Genomic DNA, 24,980 nt, shown 5'->3' on the forward strand with positions numbered 1-24,980 from the left:
GATATATACGTGAAGCGTAAGAATCCGCTTGTCATGTGGGGCATAGCTCTTGAAACAGAAGCGGCAGCCTTTCTGGAACAGGCAGCCTGTAGCGGATGCGTGCTGCATAACTGGGATGGGCGTATGCCTGATAACAGTGCGCTGGAATCCGATGAACCGGTTCTGGTCTGGGTTTCACAGCGGGGATGGGATGCTGTGTCTGCTCTGCCGGACGAAGAAATGCAGTTTCTGCATCTTGTTCCCAGAGTTCTGTTGTTGCAGCAGGATGTTTCGCCGGAGTATGTGGAACGGGCGCTTGATGCCGGTTTCACCGACATTCTGAAGGCTCCTTTTTCTGAACCCAGAGTACGCGAAGTTTTTCTGCGTGCGGCGGAAATGCAGAACCTGTACGACGATATCATCCGTATGACCCGCGAGATATGCCTTGAACGTGAGGTGCTCGCACGAAAGAATGATACTCTGGAGTTTATCGTCACCTTTTTGTCCCGTGCCACAGAAAGTCTTGATCCTGTGGAAATTCTGAGCAACGCCCGGGAAGATTTGAGCATGCTGCTGCCGCTGCGCGCGCTGCATGCCGCTTTGTGGCATCCGCAGCAGAAAGACTCCCTTGAAGCGGAAGTGTTTCTGGGGGTGGGCGAGCACACGCAGGCCGGTCTTGAGTGGAGTCAGATGCTGCTTAAGGCGGCGGCAAAGCTGAGCGGCGTGCCTGTTTCGGGCTACACGGTGGAGCAGCTTGGACAGGGAGGGGCGGAAGATGCTCCCGCACCGGGAAAAGTCATTCTGCTGCCTTTGAAAATGAGGGATGAGACGCTGGGCTGTCTTGCTCTGCTTACAGAGGATGACTGCCAGCTTGGCAAAGATCAGGTTCAGGTGCTGCATTCTGCCATGCGCCATCTGGCACTGGCGGTAAAAAACGCCCTGCTTTTCCGTGAAATGCGTTTGCAGGCTGACCACGACGGGCTGACCCAGCTGCACAACAGACGTCATTTCGATACACGGCTGCGTGAGGAACTGGACAGGCACGGTCGCTACAGCATGCCGCTTACCCTGATGATGCTGGATATCGACTATTTTAAGCAGATCAATGACCGTTTTGGCCATCAGGCTGGCGATGCCGTTTTGCGGGAACTTGCCAGTGTGCTGCGTGAAACCATCAGAACCACGGATTACTGCGCACGGTATGGCGGTGAAGAGTTTGTGGCCATATTGCCTCATACCGATGAACAGCAGGCACGCGTGCTGGCGGAACGGTTGAGAAAAAATATAGAAAGCAGAGTGTTCCGTCACCATGGAAAAACAATACAGGCGACAGTGAGCATAGGGCTGACAGGCTTCAAGCCGGGTGCGCTTACTCCGCGTGACGAACTGGTGCGCGAAGCCGACGCGGCGTTGTATCTGGCCAAGGCCAACGGCAGAAATGTTGTGTGTACTTTTGCAGGCAGCTGCAATGAAAAGGTAAAAAAGGCCCAGTAAGCCGCACTTGACCGTCTGCCGGGAATCCGGCATTTCTCCGGATCATATCAGACAGAGCTTTTGCGCTCTGTCTTTTCATTTGCCGGAGGTCATGTTTTGAACGAATTACTTTGGATCGGGTTTGCTTTTCTTGATCTTACGCTGACGCTGCTGCTCTACCGTTTTTTCGGCAGAGCCGGCATCTACGGCGTCATTGTTTTTAACCTGCTGCTCTGCAATATTCAGGTGCTGAAGACCGTTACGCTTTTCGGGCTGACAACCACGCTGGGCAACATTCTGTATGCCGGTGTTTTTCTGGCAACAGACATGCTGAGCGAGTTTTACGGCCGCAAGGAAGCACAGCGGGGGGTTCTGCTGGGATTCACTGTTGTTGTGCTGGCCACGCTGTATATGCAGATAGCGTTACTTTTCTCGCCCGCCGAGGGCGATTTTGCCCAGCCCCATCTTTCAGCCATTTTCGGGCTTCTTCCGCGGCTGGCCATAGCCAGCATCTGCGCGTATCTGATTTCACAGATGCACGATGTGTGGGCCTTTGAATTCTGGAAAAAGAAAACTCAGGGCCGTTTTCTGTGGCTGAGAAACAATGCAAGTACTCTTGTAAGTCAGCTTCTTGATTCCGCCGTTTTCTGCCTTATTGCTTTCTGGGGCGTGTTTCCTGTTCCGGTACTGCTTGAGATCATGTTTACCACATACCTTTTCAAGGGTGTTGTGGCGTTGCTGGACACGCCTTTCATGTATATTGCCCGCAAAGTGCATGCGGGGAACCCCGACTCACGCTGGTAACGGCGCAGCCGGTTTTCCGCATAATAAAAGGCCGGTGTCCGCACCGGCCTTTTTGTTTGTTTTTAAAGCAGCAGAGTTGTGGCCATACCCAGAAAGATAAAGAAACCTGCACCGTCGGTAATGGCTGTCAGAAAAATGCTGGATGCCTGCGCGGGGTCTCTGCCCAGTTCCTTGAGAATAAGCGGGATGGATGCCCCTGCCAGTGCCCCGAGAAGCATGTCGAGCAGCAGTGCCACGGCCATGACCTGCGCCAGCAGCAGATTGTGCGTAAGCAGAAAGACCGCCACCAGCACGAGAAATGCCACAATAAGTCCGCTCAGCAGGCCGATTTTTGCTTCGCGCCACACGGCGATCCACGACTTTTTCCGGTCAAAGCGTTCGGTGGCCAGCTGGCGGATCATGACTGCCAGTGCCTGCTGGCCTGTGTTTCCGGCCTGATTGGCCACAATGGGCATAAGTACCGCCAGAATGGCCATGGTGGCGATGGAACCTTCGAACAGGCTGACAACCCATGCGCTGAACGCAGAGTTGACCATGTTGATGATGAGCCACGGCAACCTTTTTTTAACCGACTCCATCCAGGGGGTGTCGACGGTTTCGTCCTGCCCTGCACCCACCATGCCCAGCATGTCTTCGCTGGCCTCATCGTGAATGATGTCGATGATGTCGTCATAGGTTACCACGCCAAGCAGGCGGCCTTCATAGTCCACAACGGGCATGGCCATGAAGTTGTAGTGCGCAAGCTGGTGCGCTACCTCCTCTTTGTCCGCATCAAAGACAACGGAAATGAGGCTCTGGGAGCTCACCTCGTCCTTGAGAAGCGTCCGGGGGCGGCAGAGCAGCAGGTTACGCAGCGAAAGCACGCCCACAAGGCGCTCCTGCTCATCAACGATATATGCGTAGTACGGGATTTCCTTGTCTTCGATCTCCCGCCTGATCTGCATGATGGCCTGATCGGCGGTTACATTGTGATCGATGATGATGATTTCGGTGTTCATGACCCCGCCGGCGGTGTCGGGGTCAAACGCCATGAGCGTTCTCAGTTCTTCTGCGTCATCCGCTTCAAAATAGCGCAGCAGCGCGTCGCGGTGATCTTCGTCCAGTTCGTCCAGCACGTCTGCGGCGTCGTCCGGTGACATTTCCGCCAGAATGCTGGCTGCTTCGTCCCAGTCCAGATTCCGCAGAATGTCCGCACGTGCGTATTCATCCATTTCCGCCAGAGCTTCCGCCGCGTCTTCAGGGGACAGGTGCTGCATAAGGCAGACCTGCTTTTCCAGCGACAGATTTTCCATATGCTCTGCCACGTCCGCAGGGTGTGCGAATTCGGCTTCGGCTTTTTCTTCGCGGCAGAAATGCAGGGCTATTTCACGCCGTTCCATGCTGTCCTGCACGGAATCTGTTTTTGTGCGCTGCTCGTGCACTTGTTCTCTTTTTTCATCAGTCATATGAATTTATCCTATGAAAGCTGTATATTGGCAGCGCTATGTTCCGCTTGAATGTCGGAGATCCGCTTGACGAAAAAATCTCAGAGTCGTAACACCCCAAAGATCAGTCTCCGAAGGCATTGTGCCTCTATCATGTAGCATGTACCTTAACAATCCCATGACAACGAGCACTACCCACTTTTTTTTCGCAGGCGAGGCACTGCGGCACACTGTTGCCGCCATTGATCTGGCGATCACCGAAGATGGTCCCGACCTGACCAGCAACGCGGTTTTCGCCCCTTCTCACCAGCTTGCCGCGCAGATAATCGCAAAGGAAGACTCCCTTGTGTGCGGGCTGGCATACATACCATACATCATGGACCGCGTCATTGCCTGCGACCCGCAGCCGCAGGGATGGGACGACTACACCGTCGACACTCCGTATGCTGACGGTGCGCATGTCACTGCGGGAACCACCGTCGTCCGGCTTCGGGCTTCCGCCCGCCGCCTGCTCAAGGCGGAAAGAATTATTCTGAATTTCATGACCCATCTTTCCGGAATAGCCAATCTGACTGCCCGTTATGTTGACGCACTTTCCGGTACGGGCACCCGCCTTCTTGATACCCGCAAGACATTGCCCGGATTGAGATATCCGGAAAAGTACGCGGTTGTTATCGGCGGCGGGCTCAACCACCGGCGGAACCTGCAAGAAATGCTGATGCTCAAAGACAACCATATTGATCTTGCCGGCAGCATCACCGCCGCAGTGCAGAGGCTCAGGGACACGTATTCCCCCTGCCCCCCCGTGGAGGTGGAGTGCCGCACGCCGGATGACGTGTGTGAAGCCGTGGCCTGTAACGTTGACAGAATTATGCTGGACAACATGGATGCAGACGGGCTTGCAGCCGCTTTACCGCTTATTCCGGATCATATTGAGACTGAAGCAAGCGGCGGAGTGACTCTGGAAACCATCCGCGTTCTGGCGCAGGCCTCCTCTCGACGGCTTGATTTTATTTCCGTGGGCAGGCTGACTCATTCCGCCCCTTCCGCAGATTTCAGCATGCGTATAAGCGAGTAGCAAATGAATACACAAAACAGCTATGACACCATTCAGGAGATCAGGTCCCGTATGGGCAGCCGCCTGACCATTATGGGACACCACTACCAGCACGAAACCGTAATCCGGCACACTGAGCTGCGGGGCGACTCGCTGGAACTGGCCCGCAAGACATCTCAGGTTGATGCGGAACATATTGTTTTCTGCGGGGTGTATTTCATGGGAGAATCGTCTGCCCTGCTGGCCCGCCACGGTCAGAAAATTTATCTGCCCGAGCCGGATGCGAACTGTGTCATGTCGCAGATGGCTCCCGCAGAAAGGGTCGACCGGGTACTCACCGCGCTTTCCGGTCGTGGCAGACGCATTGTACCTCTTACTTATGTCAATTCATCGGTGGCTGTGAAAGCCGTGGTGGGCAGACATGGCGGTTCGGTGTGCACGTCGGCCAATGCCCGTACAATGCTTGAATGGGCGTTTGCACAGGGCGATGCGGTGCTTTTTATTCCTGACAAGAATCTGGCGGCAAACACAGCGGATGCTCTGCAGATTCCTTTTGAAAAACGCCATATTCTTAATATCCGCCAAAACGGGGCTGCCATCGACTTTGACGCGGCGGACAGGGCTGACCTGTTGATGTGGCCGGGCTGCTGTGCCATTCATGCCCGCTTCAATCTGCGGCAGATCGCCACAATGCGCGAAGCCCATCCCGGATGCCGCATCGTGGTGCACCCCGAATGCAGCCCCGATGTGGTCAGACAGGCCGATGCCGCAGGGTCAACGTCTTTCATAATCAGATACACCGAAGAGGCGCCCGAAGGTTCCACTGTAGTTGTGGGTACTGAAATCAATCTGGTGGAAAGGCTGGCAGCGCAATATGCCGGCCGCAAGACCGTGCTGCCGCTGCTTGAAAGTGCGTGTTCACACATGAACAGCGTCACTGAAGAAAAGCTGGCGGCAACGCTGACCGCAGTTGAAAACGGCACATGTGCGCCGGTTATGGTTCCCCTAGAAATGCAGGACAACGCCCGTGTTGCCCTGGAGCGCATGCTGCAGGCCTGCGCATAAAAAGAGGCACTTTTATGTCCACTTTCCGTCCCGTCACTCCTGTTCTGGTCATCGGATCCGGTATTGCCGGATGCACTGCGGCTCTTACTCTGGCCGACATGGGTATAGAGGTCACCCTGATAACCAGCGGTGATACGCTTGATAAAGGCAACACTGCGCTGGCACAGGGAGGCATTGTTTTCCGTGCGCACGACGGTGACCCCAAGCAGCTGGAAAAAGATATTCTGGTGGCCGGTCACAGGTACAATTCGACAAAAGCCGTACGCCATGTGAGCGTTGAAGGACCTAAGGCCGTTCAGGACGTTCTTGTGGACAGGCTGTCCATTCCTTTTGCCCGTCAGCAGGACGACAGCAAGACCGGCGCCGACTGCGAGTGGGACATGACCATGGAGGGCGGTCACGCTGCTCAGCGTATTCTGCATTGTGCTGATTACACCGGCCGGGCCATTATGGACGGGCTGATGCGCGAGGTGCAGGCATCACCCAATATACGGGTGCTCACCAACCGCACGGCCATCGACCTGTTGACCAGTCATCACCACGGTACCAGTCTGGAGTTCAAATACCAGCTGGTGAACCAGTGCGCCGGAGCATATGTTTTTAACGAACAGTTACGTTGTGTGGAGACCATTCTGGCAGATTTTACCGTGCTGGCCACGGGAGGAATAGGACAGATTTACCTGCACACAACCAACTCTCCTGTGTGTGTCGGTTCCGGTCTGGCCATGGCATACAGGGCTGGTGCGCGAATTGAAAATGCAGAATTTGTTCAGTTTCATCCCACAGCGCTGTATCACCGCACTGAACGCCGTTTTTTGATTACCGAGGCCATGCGCGGTGAGGGAGCCCGGCTTGTCAATGCGTCCGGCGAACCTTTCATGCACCGCTATGATCCCCGGGCCGATCTTGCGCCGCGTGACATTGTGGCCCGCGCCATTGTGGAAGAAATGCTCTCCACAGGCAGCGACTGTGTTTTTCTGGATGCGGCCAACTATGTCGAGCACAATCTTGAAACGCGGTTTCCTACCATTTTCCAGCGATGCCTGAATCTTGGTATTGATATCCGCAGACAGCCCATTCCCGTTGTGCCCGCAGCACATTATTTCTGCGGAGGGGTGCTGGCCGACCTGAACGGCAGGACTACGCTGGAACGCCTTTACAGTGTGGGCGAATGCAACTGCACCGGGGTACACGGCGCCAACAGACTTGCCAGCACTTCCCTGCTTGAAGCCCTGCTGTGGGGCCGCAACGCGGCATTGAATATTCATGGCAGACTGGGACGCCGGGCAGCGCTGAATAAGAGGCTGCGTGATTCCATTCCTGACTGGAATCCGCTGGGCGATGAAAAAAATGATGACCCGGCCCTGATTGCTCAGGACTGGACAACCCTGCGCAATACCATGTGGAATTACGTGGGCATTACCAGAACATCCAGCCGTCTGCAGCGTGCTCATGACGAGATGCGCGACCTGTGGCGTCATGTGAGTGACTTTTACAAGCGCACTCCCCTCTCCAAGCCGCTTGTGGATCTTTTCCACGGCTGTCAGGCGGGTTACGTGGTTACCATGGCGGCACGCCGCAACAAACAGAGCGTTGGCTGCCATTACCGGATAGACTGATACGCAAATAAAAACGGGACCTTCGGGTCCCGTTTTTATTTGCGTATATGCTTTGTGCTGCTGTTACAGCAGATAATCGCGGATGATGAGAACGCCCGTGTACAACTGAAACAGTATGAGCAGCATGAGCACCAGATTGTTGATGCCGTGGGCCAGCGGGAGCACGGCCCGCTTTTTTTTGTATTTGTCGAGCACATACCCTGTGGCGAACCCCGCGGCGGCAAGAGGAATTATGATGAACCCCGCAATGTAGTGCCAACCGGTTATCAGCATGACTCCCCATCCCATCCACGCAAAAAAGAGCCCGAGCCCCATTCCTGCAATCCATAGGGCGATTGCAATTTTCCCCCATAAAACGTGCCCTTTCCAGTTGAAGGGTACTTTTTTCTTCATGTGCAGCATCATGAATCGTCTGATGCCGAGATAAAAAACATATCCGCCGGCAATGGTGGCGAACAGCTGGAGTGCCGGATGAATCCACATGCTCGGCATGTAATCCTCCTTTCAGGTAATAATACCGGAAGTGACAAGCCGGTCTGCGACCAGCAGAAGCATGACAAAAAGCATGCTGACATTGACGGCATGAAATCCCCTTACAGGCGACGCCAGCAGATAGCCCGAGGCTGCCAGACCGGTGATACCGGCAAGGCACACGGCAATGCGCACCGCTGTTTCGGCTATGAAGGGGAATACGGGCAACAGAAGCAGCGCCACCATGTATGACGCATACCACAGCCGCAGCAGTGCATGATACCTGTGCGGCAGCTCGACAGAAGGTAAGGGAAGACCGGCCCCAAGGTACGACTGGCGGTCGCGTTCTGCCCGCAGCCAGAAGTGCGGGACCTGCCACAGATAATACACGATGAAAAGCAGCGCTATCTCGGGTGAATAAAGATTACCACCTGCCGCCAGCCAGCCGAACACAGGAGGCAGAGCACCCGGTACTGCCCCGGCAAGCAGCGAAAAAGCCGTGTATTTTTTCATCGGGGTGTATACGCCATTGTATAATGCCAGCACGGCCGCGGACAGCAACACCAGACGGACGCCGCCCGCCGCATGCAGCAGTATCAGTGCGGGTAGCAGTGCCGCCATGCCCACAGCCCATGCCGCCGCTGTTGGCAGCCTGCCGGAGGCAACAGGCCGGTTGCGGGTGCGGGGCATACGGGCATCCAGATCTTTTTCCTGAATCTGGTTGAACACCGAGCAGGCACATGTCAGCAGAAAGGTGCCGGCTGCGGACGTGACCATGTCCGGCCCCGCTGCGCCTGCTGCCAGCAGATAGCCGAAGACACAGGACAGTGCCACCATGCCCGCCACGCGGAACCTGAACAGGCTGGATGCTGCCCGCAGCACTATTGCGCCTTCCCGTTTTTGTCGGACAGGCTCTTCATATATTCCACAAGAGCGTTTAGCCTCTCTTCGTCCATCTCGTACGGCGGCATAACGGGATCATATCCCTTGGTCAGCTTTTCAGAAGGATTGAGTATGCTTTCAATAAGATAGCTCTCGTCTGCCGTGACAGTCCTTTCTGTACCATCTTCTATGACCAGACGCTGATAGCCGTACAGGTTTTTAACACTGGGGCCCATAATTTCGGAACCGTCCGTAGAGTGACAGGAAATGCAGCCTTCTTCCTGCATCAGCTTGCGGCCTGCACTTATCGCAGACTGGTTGCGGTTAAGCATCCAGCCCACCATCAAGTCTATTTCGCCGGGGGGAACACTGTCCTGATACGAGGGCATCATGGGGTCATAGCCTTCCACCACCTCGGCGTTGGGCTGCAGCAGTGCGCGGCGCAGGTACTGTTCGTCGGCCACCATGGTTGTCTTTGTACCGTCGGGCATAATAATCAGGCGCTCGGCACCGTAGATATCTTTAAGCGTCGGTCCCAGACCGGGGCTGCCGTCCAGCGAGTGGCATGAAATGCAGCCGTGAGTTTCCAGCAGTGCCAGCGCCTTGGCCTCGTCATCGGTCTGTTCGGTGGCATTCAGCCAGTCTTCGAAGTCTTTTTCCGGCATTACGGCCACCGTAGAAAGCATGTTGGCGTGCTTTAACCCGCAGTATTCCGCACACAGGATGTCATATTCTCCTGTCCGTTCCGCCTTGAACCAAGCGTAGGTGTCCATACCCGGAACTGTGTCCATCTTGATGCGGAAGGCAGGTACATAAAAGCTGTGCAAAACATCTGCTGAGGTCATATCAAGCCGTATTGCCTTGTTGACCGGCACATAGAGGGTGTTTGCCCGTTTGCCGTTGGGGTATTCAAAAACCCATGACCACATGCGTGCAGTCACTTTGACTTCCATGGCATTGGCAGGAACAGAGCGAAGTGCCTTGAAGCCTATCCAGCCGTAATAGAACATGCCCATCACAAGCAGGGATGGAATAACGGTCCACAGCACTTCTGCTGTCACGTTGCCGTCGAAGCGCGCCGGTTTGGGGTTGCGCGTGTGGTGATAGCGCCATGCGAACCACAGCATACAGGCGGTTATGCATACCAGAATTGCTATTGAAATGCCGAAGATGACATAGAAAGCCAGATCAACCTGTTGCACAGGGCTGAGTGATTGCGGAAACATAGGCACCTCACCTGTAGGCTACGTCAAAAAATGTGAATCCTATGGCGATGGCAAGAATTGCAAAGGCAATGAAAACCATCAGGCGGATAAGATTGCCCTCATACCGCAGGTGCATGAAATAAAGCGTCACCAGACCGGCTTTGCAGGTGGCTATGCCAAGGGCAACGACGATGTTCAGGAATCCGAAATCAAAGCGGGACGCGGCAACCGTGATGGCAGTGAAAACGAGCAGGACAAGCCAGATGATGGTGTTTTGCCTGAAACTGACAATATGGTGGTGTTCGGCGCTCATGATCTCTCCTACACAATGAGGTAAAAAAGCGGAAAAAGGTAAATCCATACCAGATCAACAAGATGCCAGTACAGGCCGCTGTTTTCGAGAAAGATGAAATTGTCAGCGGTTACCCTGCCCGCGTTGATCAACCGTAATGCATAAAGCAGTACGGCTCCGCCTATGATGACGTGTATGCCATGCAGCCCCGTCATCACATAGTAAAGGCCGAAATAGACAATCTCGCCGGCGGGACGCAGCAAAAGCTGGTCTGAATCGGGGTATATCCCGTGATGAATTTTGGCACTCCACTCAAAGTACTTGATAACCAGAAAGATAAGCGCACACCCTACGGTGGCGGTGAGCAGACGTTTACAAAGCACAACTTTGCCCTGCTGCAATGCGCTGATGGAAAGAGCCACAAAAAAGCTGCTAGTGATAAGCACCACGGTGTTTACCGTGCCCAGCAATACGTCCAGTTCCTTGCTGGCCTTATGGAACTCTGCAGGGTGCTGATGCAGGTAGATGGCATACAGCAGGAACAATCCGCCGAAGAGAAGGACTTCTGTAAACAGGAACAGCCACATGCCTATTTTGGCGCCCAGATAGTCGTTATGGACGTTACTCATCGGAAGTCACCTCCCTGAAGTCGTACGGCCCGTGTGTGACTACAGGTTCTTCAACAAAGTTGTGATGCGGGGGAGGAGAAGGAACCTGCCATTCCAATGTCACGGCGTTCCAAGGATTGTCACCGGCCCGGGGGCCGCTGCGTGCTCCCTTGAACAGATTCCACAGCATGAGCAGAAGCCCTGCGGCCAGAATCCAGGATCCTACTGTGGAAATGAAATGCCCCGTGGTGTACTGCGGCAGATAGTCGTAATATCTGCGCGGCATGCCCTGCAGGCCGATGACGAAAAGCGGAAAGTACAGAACGTTGAAACCGATGAAAGTAACCAGACAGGAGATGTTGGCCACTCTTTTGTTATACATCTTTCCGTATATTTTGGGGAACCAGTAATGCATGGCTCCGAACAGACCAAACCCGAGCCCGCCGAAAATGACATAATGGAAGTGCGCGACAACAAAATATGTATCATGCACATGGATATCAGTTCCGGCCCCGCCCAGCACCAGTCCGGTAAGCCCACCTATGGAAAAGAGAAAGATGAACGCCATGGCGTAGTACATGGGCGGTTCAAGATAGATGGACCCCTTGAACATGGTGGAAACCCAGTTGAACACCTTGATGGCAGAAGGAATGGCGACGACAAATGTGAGAAACGAAAAAACCAGCACTGCGGTATCGCTCATGCCGCTGGTGAACATATGATGCGCCCATACCAGTGAACCCGCAAAGGCTATGGCAAGGCTGGAAAAAGCGATCATCTTGTAGCCGAAGATTTTCTTGCGGGAAAATACCGGAATTATTTCGGAAATTACACCCATGGCGGGCAGAATCATTATGTACACGGCCGGGTGTGAATATATCCAGAAAAGGTGCTGATACAGCAGCGGGTCGCCGCCTTTGGTGGCGTCAAACAGCCCCACCCCCATTACCCTTTCAACCACAACCAGCAGCACGGTGATACCAAGCACCGGAGTGGCGAGTACCTGAATCCAGCCGGTGGCATACAGCGACCAGACAAAAAGAGGCAGCCGGGTCCATGTCATGCCCTCGGCCCGTAATCTGTGGATGGTGGTGATGAAATTGAGGCCGGTGAGTATGGAAGAAAAACCCAGAACAAATACGGCTGCAAGAGCCACGTTGACGTTTGTGGTGGTCACGTTGCTGAAGGGGACGTAAAACGTCCAGCCCGTGTCCGGCGGACCGTCACCCGTAAAGAGAGAGCTGAGCGCGAGCACGGCACCGGTGACATAAAGCCACCATGAAAAATTGTTCAGGCGGGGAAAGGAGACATCCTCGGCCCCTATCTGAATGGGAAGAAAGATATTGCCGAATGCGGCCGGAATGCTGGGGATGACCACCAGAAAAATCATGACCACGCCATGCAGCGTGAATATGGCATTGTATGTCTGCGCGTCCATGATGGTTTTTCCGGGGGCGATAAGCTCAAGGCGTACAAGAAAGCCAAGAAGCAGCCCCACGAGGAAAAATCCGATTATACCATAGAAATACAGTATGCCGATACGTTTGTGGTCTGTTGAAAAAATCCATGAACCGATGCTGTTTTTTGTGCCCTGCAACGGTCCCCAGAAGCCCCGGGAAGTCTGAACCGCGTCAGCCGTAGCCATAACCACCTCTCACTTGGGACGTTTAGCTTATTGTTGTGCCGCTAAGTCAGTTTCTTTTTTTTCCGCCGCGCAAAAGAAGAAAGAGGAACAAAGCTATGCCGGAAAGAACCACAATTCCTGCAATACGCATAAAGTCGAATACATAGCGTTTTCCTTCCGGGTCGTATGTAAAACAATATGCCAGCACTCGTTTTACAGACAGTCCCACTTTTCCTTCTGCCGCTTCCGTTGCAGCCATGGTGATGTCAAAAGGCAGGAAACCGCTGCCATACAGGTAGCGGACTATTTTCCCCTCAGGTGACACCGCCACAAGAACTACAGGGTGGATGAAGTCTCTGCCCTGTCTTTGAAAGCGGAAACCGATGCTGTCCATAAATGCATCGATGTTATGTTTGTCACCGGTGAGAAACAGCCATGCTTCGGGTGGAAAAGCGTTATCAAGGGCCTGCATGTAATTGGCTTTTTTGCGGGCTGCCAGCTCGGGGGTATCCAGTTCGTCAAAACTGACGCTGAGCACCTTATAATCTTTGCCGGGGGTAAGGGTGACACCGGGCAGTACGCTGGCTATGGAACTCATCAGAATATTGCATACCGTGGGGCAGGAATAATAAACAGGGGCGACAATGGTCGGTTTGTCCATAACGGATCGAATATCGACCACGCGCCCCTGTGAGTCTGTGAAGCTAAGTCCTTCGGGCACATACTGCCCGAGCTTTTCATCCACTTCTGCCGCCTGGGGGGCGGCAGAAGCGGATGGATGAACATGGGCGTCCTCTTTCTGAGGCATCCCCTCCGCTGCCGTATGGGCTTCGTGGCCGGTATCTTCGTGCCCGTGCCCTGTCTCGGCATGTGGCACTGCTGCCGGCCGGGCTTCCGGATTCTGCATGGTATGAGCTGTATGCTCTTCGGCTGCAGCGGGTATGCCGGTAATGGCAAGCAGGCAGAAGATCACAACAGCTGCTATTGACAGCAAGGCAGGCATCTTCATGGGGACCCTCCGAAAGATGACGGATGCTTAGAACTTTGCGATGTGGTCGGCCAGAGTCTTGATCTGCTCGTCGTTGAGGCGCTTCATGATATTGATCATGACACTTTTTTTAGATCCGCCGAAAGAACCGTCGAGGTAGCCTTTCATGTTTTTATACAGCTGTTCGGCGCTCTGCCCCTTGATTGGTTCGCCGACCCCCATGGCCAGTTTGCTGCCGTCGGCGCCGTGGCACCCTGCACACATTCTGTACAGTGAGGCTCCGTCTTCAGCTGCCGTGGCAATGGCTGCTCCGGTTCCGAGAACAAGGCACAGGCTCATGATTGCGATCAGTTTTTTCATTACATCCTCCGTATTTATGGGTATTGGAACATGGGACATGCAGTCCATATTGCAAACAATACTAACAGTGCATGTATAATAAACGCAACGTCTTCATGCATTTATTTTGTTATGCCCAAAAAAAAGAGCGCCCGCAGGCGCTCTCTTGTTTGTCAATGAATGACCGGAAAGGCTCAGGGGGTATCCTGAGCAGGTTCTTCTGCAGGCACATCCACCCCGAGCATGAGCAGGATGGGGCTTGCGACGAAGATGGACGAATAGGTACCTACGCCCACACCTATCAGCATGGCCAGCGCGAAGTCGTGGATAACGCCGCCTCCGAGGAAGTACAGCGTGATGATGACAAGCAGCGTGGTGCCGGATGTCAGGATGGTCCGGCTCAACGTCTGGTTGATGGCCAGGTTGATTACCGAACCGAGCGATTCGTTCTGGTGCGACAGCCGGTATTCGCGGATACGGTCGTAGACAATGATGGTGTCGTTCAGCGAGTACCCGATAATGGTCAGCAGCGCTGCCACGATGGTCAGGTCAAACTCCTTGTCCAGCAAGGAAAAAAGCCCCACCGTAATGGTTACGTCGTGTATGAGCGCCACAAGCGCCCCCAGTGCGAAGTTGAGCTTCAGCTTCCAGCAGAGCGCAAGCGTAAGCAGCAAGGCGGCAAACACCAGACCTGCTTTGCTTATACCCAGCTGGCCCAGCAGATACATGCCGGTGGCAAGGGCCGCGGCCATGATACCCGCGGTGAACCAGCGTTGTTCAAAACGGCCTGAGATGTAAATGGCAATGAGCAGCACGGCGAAGTAAAGAGCTTCAACCGCTTTCGAGCGCAGATCGGCCCCTACTTTCGGGCCTACCATTTCCAGCCGTTTGATTTCATAGCTGGCCCCCGGAAGTTTTCCGGTAAAAGCCTGTGCAATGTCACTGCGCAGATCTTCGGGATTTTCTCCCGCCTGCGAAACGCGCACGAGGTATTCATTGTCTGCGCTGTCTCCGAAACGCTGCACGCTCAGTCCAGGAAGGTTAAGGTCTTCCAGACTGCTCTTGATGGCGGCCGGCTCGACGGAGCGGTCAAACTGCACCTGCACCACCACCCCGCCGGCAAAGTCAATTCCGTAGCTCGGGCCGCCTTTGATGAAAAGCGAAAGCAGCCCGACAAGGAGAACCACTCCGGAAAGGCACAGAGATATTTTGCGCAGACCGACAAAATCAATATTGATATCGGGCTTTATTATGGACAATCCCATGAATTCCTCTCCTTAGATGCTGAGCTTTCGGCCCTGGCGTTTCAGGCTCCAGATATCCATAAGCACGCGCGATACAAAGATAGCGGTGAACATGGAGGCCAGAATGCCGAGACTCAGCGTGACGGCAAAACCGCGTATCGGGCCGGTTCCGAACTGATACAGAATGACAGCCGCTATGATGGTGGTGATGTTGGCATCCACAATGGTCAGAGTGGCCCTGCTGTACCCTTCCTGAATGGCTGCCCGGGGGGTTAGCCCCTTACGCAGTTCTTCCCGGATTCGTTCGAAGATCAGTACGTTGGCGTCTACGGCCATCCCCAGTGTCAGGATGATGCCGGCAATGCCCGGCAGCGTCAGGGTTGCCCCGAATCCGGCAAGGCCGGCAAGGATGAGCACCAGAGTGAAACTGAGTGCCACGTTGGCAACCAGACCGGCGAAACCGTAGTAGACAACCATGAATATGACCACCAGCACACCGCCGGCCAGAGCCGCGGTGACACCCTGGTCAATGGACTGCTGGCCCAGCGAAGGGCCGACAGACCGTTCTTCAAGAATATGTACCGGTGCGGGCAATGCGCCGGCACGCAGCACAAGCGCAAGGTCGTGTGCTTCGGCATCGCTGAAGCGGCCTGTGATGCTGGCCCGCCCGCCTCTGATTTTTTCCTGAATAACAGGCGCGGAGTACACTTTGCCGTCCAGCACAATGGCCATCCGCTTACCTTTGTTTTCACCGGTCACCAGTTCAAACATCCGTGCCCCGCGGTCGTTGAAGGTCATGATGACGTAGGGCTGGTTGAACTGGTCGAAGCTGGCGCGGGCGTCCACAATATTTTCGCCGGTCATTACCGCTTCGCGGTTGACTACAACGGGTATCGAGGCACCCGAGGCGCCCCGTTCCTGCATCTCGCGGATTTCAGTTCCGGGCGGAACAATGCCTCTGGCCACATTGGCGGGATCCACATCGTCGCGCACCATCTTGAACTCAAGGTGGGCGGTTTTGCCGATGATCTGGATGGCCCTTTCCGGATCGTTAAGGCCGGGCAGCTGCACCTGAATGCGGTTGTCCTGCTGCTTGCGTATGTCGGGTTCGGCCACGCCGAACTGGTCAATACGGTTGCGAATGGTTTTAACGGCCTGATCAAGTGCCAGATTAGAAAGATACTTTTTGTACTCAGAGCTGAAGGCCAGAGAATATTTCACCCTGCCGTCGTTCAGCACCTGAGGGGGCGAAACAGTAAGTCTTTCGAACTGTTTTTTCAGCAGGCTATCCAGTTCACCCCGCTGCTCTTTTTTCAGCAGAATGAACTCCAGCCGGTCTCCTGCGACCACGCGGGGCCGCATAAGAAAAATTCCTTCGTCACGCGCGATCTCACGCAGATCATTTCCCGTCTGGGACAATGCGTTTTCCAGCGCTTTGTCCACATCTACACCCAGTGTCAGATGAATACCGCCCATAAGGTCAAGGCCGAGGCTGACTTTGTTGTCGGGCAGGATTTTCTGCAACGGGGAGGATTTGAAGGCGGGAATGCTAGGCAGTGTATAGGCCAGCCCCATCACTGCCACAACGAGTGTGAGCGCGATTCTCCATCGCAGGCCCTCTTTCATTGCAACTCCTCTATTCAGTGGGCTGAAAAACACGCCGTTGTGTACCTGCTGCTGCAGGCAGGCGTGCCTTGTCGCCCGATGCGGGGCATCAGGCTTCTTTACAACAAAAAAGCAAGCATTCAGGCAGAAAAGACCGCGGGAGGCGGTCTTTTCTGTATGCTTGCATAAAAAGACGCCGGAGCGTCGTTATTTCTTGCTGTCCTTGGCGGGTTCTTCTTTTTTGCCGTTTTTGGGATCGGCAAGACCGGAAATGAAGCCGCGGCCGACTTTGACGACAGTCTGCCCGAGGTCAACGGACAGCCATTCATCACTCACTTCGACGATACGTCCATACAGGCCGCCGCCGGTGATCACACGGTCACCTTTTTTCAGGTTACCAAGCATTTCGCGATGCTCTTTTGCCTTTTTCTGCTGAGGCCGGATGAGCATGAAGTAGAAAATCGCGAACATCAGAATCAGGGGCACAAAGCTCATGATCGGGTTGCCACCCTGTGCTCCGGCTTCCGCGCCGGCACCCATGGCATAGGCCACACTAGTCGAGAACATATATCCTCCTTGCCAGTCAGGTTTCTTGCGTTGCAGCCCGCAGATGCGGGAAAACGCAATCTACCTACCTGCTTGAACAGAAACTTTCAACGCTTTTCTGGACTAGTTGGTACCCACGTACATGTTACCGTAAGGCCTGTGCGAAAAAGGCTTCACCTTGGCAAAGTCAGCGTCCAGCACCATGGCCGCGTCCATTCCGAATTCGGTGCAGAAGTCGCGGACATGCTTTGTTATGAATGCCGTGTCTTCGGGCGTGAGCGGTTCAAAATGCAGCCCCGGCCCCAACTGGTATCGGGGTACGGTGCCGCGGATGTATATTACGCCGCCGTGCATGCCCGTTCCCAGACTTCTGCCGGTAATGGGGGCTTCGGGCTTGGAAGTATCCATGCCCAGCAGGATGATGGCTCCGCCGGCCATGTATTCTCCCAGAAAGTCTCCTGCCTTACCGCCGGCAACAATCACAGGGGATTTGTCCATATAGGCTTTCATATGAATTCCCACGCGGTATCCCACGTCTGACCGGACAAGTATTCTGCCGCCGCGCATGGCATAGCCCAGAACGTCTCCTGCCATGCCGTTGATAACAATGGTGCCGTCATCCATGGTGTTGCCCACGCCGTCCTGCGCGTTGCCTTCCACCCGTATGGCCGGCCCGCGCATAAAAGCGCCCAGATCCTGTCCCGGCACGCCGTGCAGAATAAAGCGGACATCTCCTTCGACGGCGTTACCGATATACCGCTGTCCACGGATATTGAATATTTCCACCGTGTCGGCACCGTTTTCCAGCGCGGTGTGAATCTGCTCATTAAGTTGCCGGTAGTATACTCCGGCGGCATCTATTTCCACTTTTTTGCCCATGTCACGCCTCCACTTCAACAATGACAGGTTCACCGGCTTTGGGCGCCCATACTCTGTCAAGTTCGGGACACACTTCACGGATGGAGCTTTCTTCGCTGGACATGAACACCATGTCATCTTTTTCCGCCACAATAAGAGGACGGAGCTTTACACGGTCATTCAGGCCCATCATGCTTTTGCCGTCGGTGACCAGAATGGCAAACGGACCGTTGAGCATGGCCGAACCGTACACCATGCGCAAAGCCTCGCACGCCCTGCGCTCGTCTTCGGGCATTCTGTCTATCTCATCCCAGAAAGGCGGGGCGAAAACTCTGCTTGCCATGCGTTTGCTCAGGCCGTGCTTGCGGATAAGAAGATCAAGCAGATACGCAACAACTTCAGTATCTGTCATCAATGTGCACTCATAATCATGCTGACACAGATACCGCTTGTTGATGCCGTATGAAGATATTTCGCCGTTGTGCACAATGGCCCAGTCCAGAATGGTGAACGGGTGCGCGCCGCCCCACCATCCGGGCGTATTGGTCGGAAAACGGTTGTGTCCCGTCCATATATACGCGTTGTATTCGTCCAGCCTGAAAAAATCGGCTATGTCTTCCGGAAAACCAACCCCTTTGAACGCCCCCATATTTTTTCCTGACGAAAAAACAAACGCTCCGGCCACTGTTTTATTGATATGCATGACCACGCTGACCACATAGTCGGCCTCGTCCAGATGTTCCCATCGGGGGCGCACCTGTCTGGGCGTGACAAAAAAACGCCATACAATGGGCGGATTTTTGATGGCCGGAGTTTTTCTGGTGGGAATGGGCTGAGACTCCGCAATGTCGAAGAATTCTTTGATAACCTTTTCCGCCTTGTCCAGAGATGTCTGGTCGTCACACATCAGGTGGAAGGCATACTTGTCGGCGTGGTGAGGATAAATGCCGTAAGCGGCAAAACCACCGCCCAGTCCGTTGCCCCTGTCATGCATGGTGCACATGGCGCTTATGGGCATGGAACCGGAAATGAGATTTTTCTTCCTGTCAATGACACCGAAGACACCACATCCGGAAATGTCTTTATCAAACTGCCAGAATGTATCCGGAGCTTTCATGTCGTTCTCCTGTCGCCGGATTAGTCCGGCCTGACGGCAAAAAGAGCCGCCCGAGCATTTTCGGGCTATCTGCCCGCGTGTTTAACGCCCAGTATGTCCAGTTCCACCTGATTGAGGCCGATGCCGCGCAGCTTGTCGCGGTTGCCCCGCAGGCTTTCAATGGAGTTCAGGCCCATGCCGCCCAGCATTTCCTGTATTTCGTGCCCCCATGCGCGGATAAGGTTGGCAAGGCGTCTGGCTGCCACATCGGGATTCTGGCGTTTTTTCAGGCGTGCTTCATTGGTGGCGATACCCCACGGACATTTGCCGGTATAACAGCGGCCGCACAGGGTGCATCCTACAGCCACAAGAGCCGCAGTTCCTATGTAAACAGCGTCCGCACCCAGCGCTATGGCCTTCACAACGTCCGCGCTGCAGCGCATTCCTCCCGAAACCACAAGCGAGGCATGGTTGCGGATACCCTCATCGCGCAGGCGGTTGTCTACCGCGGCAAGGGCCAGTTCGATGGGTATGCCCACGTTGTCGCGGATCATGGTGGGCGCAGCACCTGTGCCACCTCTGAATCCGTCAATCACCACAATGTCGGCACCGGCCCGGACTATGCCCGAGGCAATGGCCGGAGCATTGTGAACGGCTGCAATCTTGACGGAAACGGGAACACGGTATCGGGTGGCTTCCTTGATGGCATAGATAAGCTGCAGCAGATCTTCAATGGAGTAGATGTCGTGGTGCGGAGCCGGAGATATGGCGTCCGAACCGAGAGGTACCATGCGGGTGCGTGACACTTCTTCGTCAATCTTTTCACCCGGCAGGTGTCCGCCGATACCCGGCTTTGCCCCCTGACCAACCTTTATTTCCACTGCCGCACCTGCGTTCAGGTAGTCTTTATGCACCCCGAAACGGCCGGAGGCTACCTGTACAATGGTATTGGCCCCGTAGCCGTACAGCGAAGGATGGAGCCCGCCCTCTCCCGTATTGTAGACTATGCCCAGTTCCGTGGCGGCCTGAGCCATGGCTTTGTGCAGGTTGAAATTGATGGATCCGAACGACATGGCTGCAAACATCAGCGGATACTCCAGCCGGATCTGCGGAGGCATTTCTCCCTTCAGCCTGAATGTGCCGGCTGTTTCTTCAAAAGCCGCGATATCCGGTTTGGCTCCCAGATAGGTGCGCAGCTCCATCGGTTCACGCAGCGGATCAATCGACGGATTGGTGACCTGGCTTGCGTCAAGCTGCAGGTTGTCCCAGTAGACGGGTTTGTCCGCCGGACTGCCTGATCCGGAAAGCAGAATGCCGCCTGTATCGCTCTGCTTGTATATGTGTTTGATGAACGCAGGTGTCCAGAAAGCGTTTTCACGGAATTCCGAAGGATTTCTGCGTATGGTCAGGCAGCTTGTGGGGCACTGCGCCGCGCATCTGTGGCAGCCGGTGCATTTTGAACTGTCGAAGCTGACACGCTGTCTGGTGTCGTCCCAGTAATGTGCCTCATAGGAGCACTGTCGCACACAGACCTCGCAGTTGATACAGCGCGAATCATCGCGGACAATGACAAAGTCTGTGAATTTTTGACTTATCGGCTTGAAAGGCAAAGCGTGCCTCCTTTGCTGGATGGCGCATCTGTGACAAAAATGTTTATTTTGCGTATTGCACAAATAAACAGCAGGAAGATGCGCTCTTGATGTTAGAAATTAACGTAAAAGTATAAAAAATGTCAATTCACAGGGCGGTGCTATCAGGCAGTTTGATTCTTTACTCTTTATTTTTAGTATATTAGTCCATTTTTTATATTTTTGAGAAAAAACCATCCATATGATTTTCTGCAAGATAATTACAATTTTGTAATATTATCTTTGATGAATCCAGTGACAAGCTGCCCTACTTTGCCGGAGGTTTCTCTGTGTGTGGTAAGCAGATGATGGGCGGTTATCTTCTCAGTAACCGGCAGCAGGTGCATCTGCCTTACCGCAGAGCTGATGGAAGTGATGATCCGCCATGCGTTGCTGGGAGGGGATGTTCTGTCTGTGGGAGCATGGAGGACCATCGCCGGACAGGTGACGTTTCCGAGCATGCGCCCGACACTTCGGCAACCTTCTATAAGGCTCCAAAGCTGCGGCAGCAGATTTACACCGTCATAACCGCGCCACGGCGCAATCTCCTGTGAGGCGGACGAACGCGGTGCTGAAGGCCACACGGGGCGGACAAACCGCAGAAAGCGCACAAGAGGCAGGCGCCAGTCTTTCATTTCCCACGGGATGATCCGGTAAACATGGATGGGAGCGGCAATGCTGACAACAGCCGCAGGTGAATGCCGCGCCGCGATATATAATGATAGAGTGCCACCCATGGACAATCCTGCCACTGCCGCGTGGTCAACCTCGCGAGAAAAAGTCACAAACTGCTCCTCGGCATAAGATGCCCAGTCGTTGAAAAAAGTTTCGCGGAAGCGGGTCACGCTTGAGTCATGTCCCGGAAGGGTTATGCATTTTGCCGTTCCGCCGGCTCTCTTCACAGCTTCAGCCAGCGGTTGCATCTCGAAAGATGCTCCGCCGAAGCCGTGAATCAGAAGACATCCCCATCTCATTTTTCACTCCTGAGTTGTTAGTTATTGCCTGACAGACGATGTCTTTATACCATATGTGATTACGCCTGTCGCAAAGGAGACCTGAATGAAGCAACATTGTGACCGGATTATCAGAGCCGGTGTTCTTGTCACTCAGGACGAGCAGCGCCGTGTGCTTGGTGATGCGGCTGTGGCCGTGACCGGAGACACCATAACCGCCGTCGACCATGCTGATGTGATAGCCGCGGAATGGAGCACCGACGCTGTAAGCGACCTTTCGGGCATGCTCGTCATGCCGGGGCTGGTCAATGCCCACACCCATGTGGCGATGACTTTTCTGCGCGGGCTTGCCGACGATTTGCCGCTAATGCAGTGGCTCACCGAGCATATTTTTCCGGTTGAAAAGCACCTGAGTGCCGAGATAGTCGAAGTCAGCGCTCTGCTGGGCTGCGCCGAAATGGCTGCCACGGGCACTACCACCCTGTGCGACATGTACCTTATCGAAGATGCCACATTCAAGGCCGTTGACCGTGCGGGGCTGCGCATGCAGGGCGGAGAAGGCCTTTTCGCCTTTCCTTCGCCGGCATATGCCTGCATTGAAGATGCCTTTGAACTAGTACGCCGGCAGCATGACAGGTATTCCTCTCACAGCCGCATACGTCATGCGGTCATGCCTCACGCCGTATACACCAGCAACCCTGAAATGCTGGCCCGCTGCGCCGCGCTGGCCGGAGAACTCGGTTGCGGGCTGCATATCCATCTGGCCGAAACCGCAGCCGAAACCGCGCAGTGTCTTGCGAGCTTCGGCAAACGCCCCATCCCTTACTGCCGTGATCTGGGCGTACTTTCGCCGCGTACCACTGTGGCGCATGCGGTGGATGTAACCGATGACGAGCTGGAGATACTGCGCGAATCCGGGATTTGCGTGGCACACAACCCGGTAAGCAATATGAAGCTTGCATCAGGTGCCGCACGTGTTCCGGAAATGCTTGCCGCAGGTATCTGCGTAGGCATTGGTACTGACGGTGCGGCCAGTAACAACGGGCTTAATATGTTTACGGAAATGAAAACATGCGCCCTGCTGCACAAGTTGCGCTATGCCGATCCGACCTGCGTGCCTGCGGCAACGGTGCTGGACATGGCAACCACGGGGGGGGCGAAGTGCGCCGGCTGGCCGGAAACCGGTGCGCTGGTGCCGGGAGCCAAGGCAGATCTCATTGCACTGGATTTGTCAGCCCCGAATCTGCAGCCTCTGTATTCTGCGGTTTCTCATATTGTTTATGCCGCCACAGGGCACGAAGTTACCCACACCATGGTCGGCGGCGAATTTGTATATGAAAACGGACGACACACCAGATTTGATTATCCGGCCTTGCTGCGGGAAGTGGCCTCTATCCGCAGGTGGGTGCAGAAAAAAATCACGGGATGATCCGGCTTTCTGGCCTGTTGAAACGCTTTTATGTTGACATTTGCCGCAATCCGTATCATGGATTCCTGCTTTCAAGACAACAATACCGCGCAGCCTGCGCGACTGGGAGGTTTATATCATGAGTGATGAAAGAATGCTCGAAGGCGCGGTGAAGACTGCCGAAGGCGTTGAGCTTAACGGCATGGTGATGGCGCCTGTTGTTGAGCAGTGTGACGGTTGCGACCGTGTACGCTCTTTTGAAGGTGAAAAGTTCTGCAGCAGCTACCCCTTCCCCGCCAAAAAGTGGGCACAGGGCAACTGCAACTTTGCTACCCACGTAGCCAGAGTGACCGCCAGCGGCAAAAAGGTTAACCCCCTTAAAGCATCCAAGCGTGCTGCCCGCGGGTAACTGCTCTCTTGTCGCGAGCTTTCGAAAGGGCTGCCCTCGGCAGCCCTTTCGTTTTTTTGCACAGGCGTTTTTACTTTACTTTCACCGTGTCAGGCTGCATTCTGCCCCGGCATTACCGCATAACCGTGCCATGCATGTCAGGAGCAAACAATGTTACAGACTCTTTTTGCCTATCTCGACACCCAGCGCGACACCGTGGTGGAACTGCAGCGCGAGCTGACCGCCATTCCTGCGCTGGATCCTCAAAGTGAAGGAATCGGCGAAGAAGCCAAGGCTGAATATATCATCGCCAGACTGCGGGAATTCGGGGTGACGGATATTGAAACCGTCAATGCTCCGGATATCCGTGTTCCGTGCGGATATCGTCCCAACGTCATCGCCCGCATCGCCGGACGCGATACCTCCAGAACTTTCTGGATCATTTCGCACATGGATGTGGTCCCTCCCGGAGATCTGGATCTGTGGGATGCCGACCCCTATACCTTGCGTACCGAGGGTGATGTCCTTATAGGGCGGGGTGTGGAAGATAACCAGCAGGCCATTGTTTCCAGCCTGCTGATGGCCCGGGCATTGTGTCGTCATGATATCACGCCGGAAATAAACATTGGCCTTCTGTTTGTGGCGGACGAGGAAACAGGGAACACGTTCGGGCTTGACCATGTGCTGGCCGTCCGTCCGGAACTTTTCCGCAGTGCAGACCTGATTCTTGTTCCTGACTGCGGCAATGCGGACGGCACCATGCTTGAAGTGGCCGAGAAGAGTGTCCTGTGGGTAAAAGTAACCGTTACCGGCAGGCAGTGCCACGGCTCGCGGCCGGAAGAGGGGATCAATTCGCTGGTGGGTGCGGCTGCCATGATACTGAAAGTTCAGGACCTGCACACCAGTTTTGATCTGCGTAATGATCTTTTTGTTCCGCCGGTTTCCACGTTTGTGCCCACCAAAAAAGAGGCCAACGTGCCCAACGTGAACACTGTACCCGGTAATGACGTATTTTATATCGACTGCCGTGTACTGCCTGAATACGCCCTTGATGATGTCATGCAGCAGCTGCAGGCCATGGCCGCAGAGGTGGAGACGCAATACGGAGTGACCATTGCGCTGGAGCCGGTGCAGCGCGAGCAGGCCACAGCGCCTACGGATACGGGTGCCCCTGTGGTTCTTGCTTTGCAGCATGCCGTAAAGTCCGTATACGGAGCAGATGCCCGTCCCATGGGTATAGGTGGCGGTACCGTGGCTGCTGCCTTGCGCCGCAAAGGGCTGCCCGCAGTTGTCTGGAGCAAGATTATCTCCAATGCGCACACGCCCAATGAGCGCTCGCTCATTTCGGCCAATATAGGCGACGCAAAAGTGATGCTTCATGTCGCCCTTGCTCCGGCCCGATAAAAGTCAGCCCGGCGCGTCGA

At 54.7% G+C, this 24,980-nt stretch carries 24 protein-coding genes; 8 read left to right on the plus strand and 16 right to left on the minus strand.

Features of this window, described 5'->3' with window-relative positions; all coding sequences use genetic code 11:
* The first annotated feature begins 9 nt into the window (after positions 1 to 9).
* Both ACZ5D1_RS09035 and ACZ5D1_RS09040 read left to right on the plus strand, forming a co-directional pair.
* Entirely contained in the window at positions 10 to 1,473 is a 1,464-nt protein-coding gene (locus ACZ5D1_RS09035; protein ID WP_464554666.1) for a sensor domain-containing diguanylate cyclase, read from the plus strand.
* 96 nt (positions 1,474 to 1,569) lie between these two features.
* Positions 1,570 to 2,256: a queuosine precursor transporter gene (locus ACZ5D1_RS09040; RefSeq protein ID WP_011367757.1), complete on the plus strand. Its 687-nt coding sequence runs from the start codon at positions 1,570 to 1,572 to the stop codon at positions 2,254 to 2,256.
* Between the two features lie 62 nt (positions 2,257 to 2,318).
* Here the strand turns inward: ACZ5D1_RS09040 and mgtE are convergent, their stop codons facing one another.
* Entirely contained in the window at positions 2,319 to 3,701 is a 1,383-nt protein-coding gene (gene mgtE, locus ACZ5D1_RS09045; protein WP_011367756.1) for a magnesium transporter, read from the minus strand.
* A 157-nt stretch (positions 3,702 to 3,858) separates the two neighbouring features.
* Between mgtE and nadC the strand changes: the two genes are divergently transcribed.
* The 3 genes from nadC to nadB are packed head-to-tail and all read left to right on the plus strand — an operon-like array spanning position 3,859 to position 7,421.
* The gene (gene nadC, locus ACZ5D1_RS09050; protein WP_041277190.1) at positions 3,859 to 4,758 is read left to right on the plus strand and encodes a carboxylating nicotinate-nucleotide diphosphorylase; all 900 of its coding nucleotides are present in this window, start codon (positions 3,859 to 3,861) and stop codon (positions 4,756 to 4,758) included.
* 3 nt (positions 4,759 to 4,761) lie between these two features.
* On the plus strand, positions 4,762 to 5,802 hold the full coding sequence (nadA, locus tag ACZ5D1_RS09055; RefSeq protein WP_011367754.1) for a quinolinate synthase NadA: 1,041 nt from the start codon (positions 4,762 to 4,764) through the stop codon (positions 5,800 to 5,802).
* A 14-nt stretch (positions 5,803 to 5,816) separates the two neighbouring features.
* The gene (nadB, locus tag ACZ5D1_RS09060) at positions 5,817 to 7,421 is read left to right on the plus strand and encodes an L-aspartate oxidase (protein WP_027181968.1); all 1,605 of its coding nucleotides are present in this window, start codon (positions 5,817 to 5,819) and stop codon (positions 7,419 to 7,421) included.
* A 63-nt stretch (positions 7,422 to 7,484) separates the two neighbouring features.
* Here the strand turns inward: nadB and ACZ5D1_RS09065 are convergent, their stop codons facing one another.
* The 15 genes from ACZ5D1_RS09065 to ACZ5D1_RS09135 all read right to left on the minus strand — a co-directional run bounded on the left by ACZ5D1_RS09065 (position 7,485) and on the right by ACZ5D1_RS09135 (position 21,781).
* Positions 7,485 to 7,913: a DUF4079 family protein gene (locus ACZ5D1_RS09065; RefSeq protein ID WP_011367752.1), complete on the minus strand. Its 429-nt coding sequence runs from the start codon at positions 7,911 to 7,913 to the stop codon at positions 7,485 to 7,487.
* Between the two features lie 12 nt (positions 7,914 to 7,925).
* The gene (locus ACZ5D1_RS09070) at positions 7,926 to 8,774 is read right to left on the minus strand and encodes a UbiA family prenyltransferase (protein WP_464554668.1); all 849 of its coding nucleotides are present in this window, start codon (positions 8,772 to 8,774) and stop codon (positions 7,926 to 7,928) included.
* Positions 8,774 to 10,000, minus strand: a complete 1,227-nt coding sequence (gene coxB / locus ACZ5D1_RS09075; RefSeq protein ID WP_464554670.1) for a cytochrome c oxidase subunit II — start codon at positions 9,998 to 10,000, stop codon at positions 8,774 to 8,776. The genes ACZ5D1_RS09070 and coxB overlap by 1 nt, the downstream gene beginning before the upstream one ends.
* Before the next feature lie 7 nt (positions 10,001 to 10,007).
* Positions 10,008 to 10,292: a cytochrome C oxidase subunit IV family protein gene (locus ACZ5D1_RS09080; protein WP_011367749.1), complete on the minus strand. Its 285-nt coding sequence runs from the start codon at positions 10,290 to 10,292 to the stop codon at positions 10,008 to 10,010.
* Between the two features lie 8 nt (positions 10,293 to 10,300).
* Positions 10,301 to 10,900 carry a cytochrome c oxidase subunit 3 family protein gene (locus ACZ5D1_RS09085; protein WP_011367748.1) on the minus strand — a complete coding sequence of 200 codons (600 nt, stop codon included), beginning with the start codon at positions 10,898 to 10,900 and terminating at the stop codon, positions 10,301 to 10,303.
* Complete coding sequence (ctaD, locus tag ACZ5D1_RS09090; RefSeq protein ID WP_011367747.1) at positions 10,893 to 12,524, minus strand: cytochrome c oxidase subunit I; 1,632 nt, start codon at positions 12,522 to 12,524, stop codon at positions 10,893 to 10,895. The genes ACZ5D1_RS09085 and ctaD overlap by 8 nt, the downstream gene beginning before the upstream one ends.
* 46 nt (positions 12,525 to 12,570) lie before the next feature.
* Positions 12,571 to 13,512, minus strand: coding sequence for an SCO family protein (locus ACZ5D1_RS09095; protein WP_464554671.1), 942 nt, complete (start codon positions 13,510 to 13,512; stop codon positions 12,571 to 12,573).
* A 27-nt stretch (positions 13,513 to 13,539) separates the two neighbouring features.
* On the minus strand, positions 13,540 to 13,851 hold the full coding sequence (locus ACZ5D1_RS09100; protein WP_011367745.1) for a c-type cytochrome: 312 nt from the start codon (positions 13,849 to 13,851) through the stop codon (positions 13,540 to 13,542).
* 173 nt (positions 13,852 to 14,024) lie between these two features.
* Positions 14,025 to 15,095, minus strand: coding sequence for a protein translocase subunit SecF (secF, locus tag ACZ5D1_RS09105; RefSeq protein WP_011367744.1), 1,071 nt, complete (start codon positions 15,093 to 15,095; stop codon positions 14,025 to 14,027).
* 12 nt (positions 15,096 to 15,107) lie between these two features.
* Positions 15,108 to 16,700 (minus strand): protein translocase subunit SecD, encoded by a 1,593-nt coding sequence (secD, locus tag ACZ5D1_RS09110; RefSeq protein WP_011367743.1) that lies wholly within the window; start codon positions 16,698 to 16,700, stop codon positions 15,108 to 15,110.
* Positions 16,701 to 16,886: 186 nt separating this feature from the next.
* Complete coding sequence (yajC, locus tag ACZ5D1_RS09115; RefSeq protein ID WP_027181972.1) at positions 16,887 to 17,246, minus strand: preprotein translocase subunit YajC; 360 nt, start codon at positions 17,244 to 17,246, stop codon at positions 16,887 to 16,889.
* A 102-nt stretch (positions 17,247 to 17,348) separates the two neighbouring features.
* On the minus strand, positions 17,349 to 18,104 hold the full coding sequence (locus tag ACZ5D1_RS09120) for a GltB/FmdC/FwdC-like GXGXG domain-containing protein (protein WP_011367741.1): 756 nt from the start codon (positions 18,102 to 18,104) through the stop codon (positions 17,349 to 17,351).
* Between the two features lies 1 nt (position 18,105).
* Positions 18,106 to 19,200 carry a class II glutamine amidotransferase gene (locus ACZ5D1_RS09125; RefSeq protein WP_011367740.1) on the minus strand — a complete coding sequence of 365 codons (1,095 nt, stop codon included), beginning with the start codon at positions 19,198 to 19,200 and terminating at the stop codon, positions 18,106 to 18,108.
* A 65-nt stretch (positions 19,201 to 19,265) separates the two neighbouring features.
* A complete protein-coding gene (locus ACZ5D1_RS09130) occupies positions 19,266 to 20,789 on the minus strand; it encodes a glutamate synthase-related protein (RefSeq protein ID WP_011367739.1) in 1,524 nt (507 codons plus the stop codon).
* A 239-nt stretch (positions 20,790 to 21,028) separates the two neighbouring features.
* Positions 21,029 to 21,781, minus strand: a complete 753-nt coding sequence (locus ACZ5D1_RS09135; RefSeq protein WP_464554673.1) for an alpha/beta hydrolase — start codon at positions 21,779 to 21,781, stop codon at positions 21,029 to 21,031.
* An 85-nt stretch (positions 21,782 to 21,866) separates the two neighbouring features.
* Between ACZ5D1_RS09135 and ACZ5D1_RS09140 the strand changes: the two genes are divergently transcribed.
* From ACZ5D1_RS09140 to ACZ5D1_RS09150, 3 genes are all read left to right on the plus strand, one after another.
* On the plus strand, positions 21,867 to 23,189 hold the full coding sequence (locus ACZ5D1_RS09140; RefSeq protein ID WP_455696998.1) for an amidohydrolase: 1,323 nt from the start codon (positions 21,867 to 21,869) through the stop codon (positions 23,187 to 23,189).
* Positions 23,190 to 23,307: 118 nt separating this feature from the next.
* On the plus strand, positions 23,308 to 23,577 hold the full coding sequence (locus ACZ5D1_RS09145; RefSeq protein ID WP_011367736.1) for a PxxKW family cysteine-rich protein: 270 nt from the start codon (positions 23,308 to 23,310) through the stop codon (positions 23,575 to 23,577).
* 150 nt (positions 23,578 to 23,727) lie between these two features.
* Positions 23,728 to 24,960, plus strand: a complete 1,233-nt coding sequence (locus ACZ5D1_RS09150; protein WP_011367735.1) for a M20 family metallo-hydrolase — start codon at positions 23,728 to 23,730, stop codon at positions 24,958 to 24,960.
* The last annotated feature ends 20 nt before the right edge of the window (positions 24,961 to 24,980 follow it).

This window comes from Oleidesulfovibrio vietnamensis, assembly GCF_055388115.1.